This window comes from Photobacterium sp. R1 (assembly GCF_054600795.1).
Genome location: NZ_BAAHZP010000029.1, coordinates 1 through 5718 on the forward strand (window position 1 = coordinate 1; position 5718 = coordinate 5718).

Annotated in this window: 7 protein-coding genes; 6 read left to right on the forward strand and 1 reads right to left on the reverse strand. The window is 39.1% G+C overall.

Annotation, left to right across the window (positions count from 1 at the left end; genetic code table 11):
* Positions 1-29: 29 nt before the first annotated feature.
* Positions 30-833: a hypothetical protein gene (locus ACYP03_RS23610; protein WP_459782304.1), complete on the reverse strand. Its 804-nt coding sequence runs from the start codon at positions 831-833 to the stop codon at positions 30-32.
* A gap of 334 nt (positions 834-1167) precedes the next feature.
* Between ACYP03_RS23610 and ACYP03_RS23615 the strand changes: the two genes are divergently transcribed.
* The 6 genes from ACYP03_RS23615 to ACYP03_RS23640 form a co-directional block, all read left to right on the forward strand.
* Positions 1168-1905 carry a papain-like cysteine protease family protein gene (locus ACYP03_RS23615; RefSeq protein WP_459782305.1) on the forward strand — a complete coding sequence of 246 codons (738 nt, stop codon included), beginning with the start codon at positions 1168-1170 and terminating at the stop codon, positions 1903-1905.
* Positions 1906-2119: 214 nt separating this feature from the next.
* Positions 2120-2419: a hypothetical protein gene (locus ACYP03_RS23620; RefSeq protein WP_459782306.1), complete on the forward strand. Its 300-nt coding sequence runs from the start codon at positions 2120-2122 to the stop codon at positions 2417-2419.
* Between the two features lie 250 nt (positions 2420-2669).
* Positions 2670-2939, forward strand: coding sequence for a class I ribonucleotide reductase maintenance protein YfaE (gene yfaE / locus ACYP03_RS23625; RefSeq protein WP_459782307.1), 270 nt, complete (start codon positions 2670-2672; stop codon positions 2937-2939).
* A 588-nt stretch (positions 2940-3527) separates the two neighbouring features.
* A complete protein-coding gene (locus tag ACYP03_RS23630; RefSeq protein ID WP_459782308.1) occupies positions 3528-4523 on the forward strand; it encodes a patatin-like phospholipase family protein in 996 nt (331 codons plus the stop codon).
* Positions 4524-4762: 239 nt separating this feature from the next.
* Positions 4763-5218, forward strand: coding sequence for an SLATT domain-containing protein (locus ACYP03_RS23635; RefSeq protein ID WP_459782310.1), 456 nt, complete (start codon positions 4763-4765; stop codon positions 5216-5218).
* 190 nt (positions 5219-5408) lie between these two features.
* On the forward strand, positions 5409-5718 hold a 310-nt coding region (locus ACYP03_RS23640), incomplete at its 3' end, for a hypothetical protein (protein ID WP_459782309.1).

A 5718-nucleotide genomic window follows, 5' to 3' on the forward strand; every position in this document is an offset into this window, starting at 1 on the left:
ATCACAGTAAAAATCTTTAGCTTTATTTATTACTGTGAAGCAATATAATTGTGTATATTTTGGGCTTGTTCATTTGACACTTTTAATAGGTTTATAGGAATTAAAACTTGCATTGTTGCTGGTCTTATTAAGCCCTCAGCAAAACGATATCTTTTTGATATCTCATTAAGAGATTTAGCGTCTTCATGACTGATATTAAACTTGAAATATATCTCGGAGGGATCTTTGGCGTCACTCGTCCAAACAATCACCACGAAATAGTAATCCCCTGGTATGAACCCATTCATTCTATTTGTAGTGAAATCATAAATTTTATCAAAAAGTTGATCGCTAATGACTGACGACTCACGTACAAGGTATGGGTTATACGGTCCGATTTCATTCACTAATTCACTTTGAAGGTTGTTAATAAAGAATCGGTCCTGTGAGGTTGAACTGTCATTCCTAAATATAAAATATCTCGAAAAACTATCATCAGGTTTTATATCTAAGCCAGTGAATGGCATGACAGTTGGTTGATTGTCTATTCCTGCGGTGGTGGCATCTGAGTAAAATGATGTGTCTGCAAGCTCTTTTTTATATCTATTTAAATCATCACTTACAATCAGAGTGTGAATTTTAACTAGATGGCCGGTATCTTCACCTATATTAGATATTTTTATGTATGGTTGAAATATTAACTCACCTAAAAAATGACCAACTTGTACAGTATCATTGATTTCAACTTTGACATTTGGTGACTTAAAGTATTCATGCATCGGCTTGAATTGTGAAAGCAATAGTGCGGTTGTAGCAACGAGCAATGATATATATTCAGCTCTTTTACTTCCCATGTGACTACCATTTTCATTTTAAATAATATTATCTAAAATCTAATACTCAATAACGAAAAAATCAACTTTATGTTCTTAAAATTAAAAAACTACAGAACTGATTTTTTTGTATTAATTTATTATCATTATACAAATTTGACGCTAACACTATACAATGTTGTACTTTGAGGTGGACTTGTTGTAAAAAACACACAAAGAAAGTTTGCTTATATTTTAGATATAAATCATCTCAATAACGAGACATGTTTTCCCTTCATTTATATACATAATTTACATGCTCTATTGGGCGAGCTTCATATTCGTATGTAATACACATTAGCCAGAGGAGATAAAGATGAAGATTTTCATAGCTTTATTGTTATTATTACATACTAGCTCGGTTGTTTCACAAACTAACTGTATTAACGATATTAATGGAAATCGGCAATGTAGATCTGAATTGGATTTCTCTAATTTTTTTCAAGCTGCATTTCAAAATCAGTACCAATCTCAATGGTGTTGGGCAGCTTCTATAAGTATGATTTTTAAATATTACTCACACCCAGTCTCTCAAGAAAGAATAGTCTCTGAGGTTTATGGAAGCCCGGTGAATATGCCAGCAGCTTATGGTTCAACCATTTCTCGACAAATAAATAAAGATTGGTACGACGACTTAAGTGTTCCTTTTTCATCCAGGGTTACGGGGTTGTTTGATCTTGATGCTGGAGTAACCAATCTAACCAACCAAGATATTGTAGATAATCTTGATCAAGAAAAACCTTTAATCATAGGTACTGCAGGACATGCGATGGTTCTTTCATCAGTAGATTATATTGTTACGCTTCAAGGCCCTCAAATAATCGGAGCGTTAGCTTTTGACCCGTGGCCTGGCAGAGGTTTAAGAAGTCTATCGCCTAGTGAGCTAACTCCAGTAGTTCTAGGTGGTCAACTAAGGTACTTAGCTAGTGTAGCTGTCACTGAGGACGCTCCTAGTGATTCACCGGCTAACTCAAGTGGTTCTGGAGGGGGGAGTGTTTCATACGCATTTATGATCTTATTGGTAATAGTTTCACTATTTAGAATTAGGCTTTGAATTGTTTATGGTACTCGTCTGATGAGGGGAGTAATTCATACATGAGTTGCACGAATGGATTGAGCTACCGGGAGTTGTGATGAATAGGTTTTGTAACTTTCTGATTATCTATTAGTATGGTTTTCAGAACCCATATTTCAATCGTAAAACCTGAGGTCTTTTTGTGATTTCTTTCTATGATCGCTTTATCCACTTTTTGCATGAAGATCGACGCATGCTGATTTTGTTGGTCATTTCGCTCACAGTGTTAAACCGTGTGTCCATTACCGGCATCCCATCGTTCTTGGTAGCGATCGCTACAATCATGTTCATTGAAATGGCTCTGGTGGTCTCCTGGCAAAGCCTGAACGTTCACATTTCGAATAGCCAGTCAGGCTCGGGGCACTGGCTGTTGTCCCGTCAGGTTGTGATTGAGTTACTGATTTGGCCAACGATGCTGGCTTGTGGGTTCCTCCAGGCGCTGTTTGCGTTGCAAGATACCGGTTGGGGAGAGCGGGTCATCGCCAGTTTGTAGAGGTGTGAAGTTGGTTTGTAGGGTGTATTCAGTTGAATTTACTCTAAAACCAACCTCTTGACCGCCAGGAGGGTTTCATACACCTGGTGTAGGTGTAATCCTTTCGCTCTTTACTCAAATACCGATGCGTAAGCTCATCCCCGGAACCTTCCCCTCTCCCTGATCATCAATTAACCATAGGTGCACATAAAATCGCTCTTTGATTTCATCGCAAAATGACTTATCAGGGAGAAAAATATGCACTATCAATATGAGATTGGCGTTTCACGGCTGCTTGCAGAGGTGGCCTTATGAGGGTGATGTAAAATCGACCTATCAGACCTTGTTGCGTGTCATGGAACATACGGGCGTCCCCACTCAAGCTCAATGCCGGGAGGGGTACTGCGGAAGCTGTAAATGCAAGTTGATCGATGGCCAGGTGATTTATATTCGAGAACCGATTGGATTCACCTCGGACAACGAAATTTTGAGCTGTTGTGCGGTACCGGTGGGGGATGTTGAGCTTGAAGTTAACATGTAGCCCCCAAAAGCTTCCAAATACTGTTTTAACTCACCAAACCTCCATGGCCACCAGCTAGGAGTTTTTTTTTGCATTATTGATGTTGTGGTTGAAATCTGCTTGTCTCAGCGACACACCCACCAAATCTAATACCTGTTAATAAAGCCTTCTACGGCACAGAGCGGCAACACTAAAGCGCCTTTGAGCATCAATATTATTTCGATGATGAGTTACTTTAGTAAAAGCCTCTGTCACAACCACCTTGGTTCACTGCGTTGTACCAGCTGTCAATAGAACCATCATCAAGCCAGTTCAGTGGCTGCTCTGCTGTTCCCCTGGGTTGCTATCTGTAACTGATTTGGCCTTCGGTGTTAATATGTGTTTCCTTCCGATATGAGCGAGATATTCACTATTTTTTCTCTAATTCCCTTGAATAATTTTTTCTCTATAAATTCAAAGTCGCTCTATCCATTATGCCTGCGTTTATCTTAGTGAATTTTGAAATTTTATAATGATCATTCTCATGATTTAAACATACACGGGAAACATGATTACCTATACATATAAGATAAAAAATTTAGCCCTCAAAATAAAAATTAAGGAATGAATATGCCTAAAATTATTCTAACGTGCCTTGGTGGTGGAGTGAGAGGCGCTGCAACTACCCAATTTTTGGCTCGAATTGAAGAATCTTTAATGAAAGAACATAATACATCAATACGTGATTGCGTCGATTTTTATGCTGGAACTAGTACTGGATCAATCATAGCATTAGCTTTAGCAACGACGAACCTTACTATGTCCCAGATAAACGAGCTGTATAATGTCACTACCGCAAAAAAAATATTTAAAGAGAATAAGGGATTATTCGAGCTTGATGGTATTAATGCACCGAAATATGAAGGATTCGGTAAGACAAAAGTTCTCTCTGAGAAATTTGGTTCTGCACGGATTCAAGATGTTCCTGATGGTAAACATGTGCTCGCCGTCACTTATGATGTAGAAAAAAGAACACCTGTAGTTTTTAAATCAACAGATCAAGAAAACCGAAGAAAATTATCTTCCGACATTGCAGATGCATCCAGTGCTGGGCCTACATACTTTCCTACCAAAAGCCTAAATGGTCACTGGTATGTTGATGGAGGTGTTACAACCAACAATCCTACAATGTGTGCAATCGCTGAAGCCTTGAGAGCATGGCAAAATACACCTATTAGTGAGCTACTTGTACTTTCAGTTGGGACAGGATTTAGAACTCGAAAAATTAATGGGCCTGAATCAAGAAAGTGGGGGGCCTTGGGGTGGGTTACAAAAGGCAATATAATTGACTTGCTTAGAGACGAAAAAATTGTTTCTTACCAAGCAAGAACATTACTCAGAGATGGAAATTACATACATGTAAATTCTGATATGAGTAAACAGACAATGCCTAATCCACCAGACGATGCAATGGACGATATATCAAAAGCTAACATTGATAAGCTTAAAGCAATGGGTGATTGGTGGTTTAAAATTTATGGTAATGATGCAATTCAATTATTGTTAGGTAAGTCTATCAAACGATCGCTAGACAGCATTGACCCACTTACTAGGAAACCAACCTAACTCTTATATTTAAGATGGTGTTGTAATCCTTTAGCCAACGCAATTTGTAAATTAAGAAGAGCGTGAAAATGATCAAAAAGCTTTGGGATAAATTTACATATTTTATTGGACGTCGTCCTCAGGGCAGCCTAGAGAGAGGTTACTTACAGAATAATAAAGCAACCTTTCTTGATCGCCTTGCTATGAATAATAATCTTGACACTATTTCTCGTAAACTGGCGTCTAAGTTTTAAGAAGATATAGAGCAAAAGATTCGGTGGATGCACGAAAACAAAATGTACCATCGGAAACGATACCTGTTCTTTCAACATGTCAAAATCTGGCTCTCTTTTGTCACTACGGTCAGTGTCGCATTGGCTGCAACTTATTATTATCCTCCAACTTGTTGGAGCTCCATAGCAATTGTTTCAAGTGCGTTGGTGACAACCATTGCACTGATTGAACGCAGTAGTAATCACAGGGATATCTGGTTGCTCAATACAAGGTTTTGCCATAAATTTTGCACCTTATACAACGAGTTTAACGAAGGGTTGTTGACTATGAAAAACAAAGGCAATATCTCAGTACCTGACCAAATTGCTGTCTTCCGTACGAAATTTATGGCGATAGATACAGAGTTTCGAAGTGCCATGCACATTAGTTATGAAGATAGTGCGTCTGAAGAAACAGGTAACCCTGATAATCAGAACGAGTAAGTTTGTTCTTTGGTTTTTTTGCCCTGATTGTTTCAGCTTTGCCCAGTTGTCAAAGAGGCACTTCGATGTACACTTGAGCAGCTCTTTATTGAGTGATCACAGCGGGTTCCTGTGAGCCCCGATAGCGTTGACGTAGTATGTCTCTCCTTGATATTTCATTGAATCTCGGACTTCAAAACTGGCACGGCTCATGACTTTTATTGCTCGATATTTATTAAGCGCGCTTTCAATCATGCCTGTGGCCTGGGAGCTTGATCTGTCTGCGACACAAATGGGACCAGAGAATGAGGTAATGTATTGCCTCCAACCCACCCTAATGGCCCCCTGCTTTGATGGGCAAGACCTAACCACTCATGGCCGGTTATTGCTGAATGACGGCTATAAAGACATTCGAACAGGAATGAGTGAGGTAAACCTAGCAGCGAATGATTTCTCTGGAGACGTTCCGATTGATGAGTGCTTGCACTGGATGAATGTGCCTGATTGTTATCGCTTAGGAA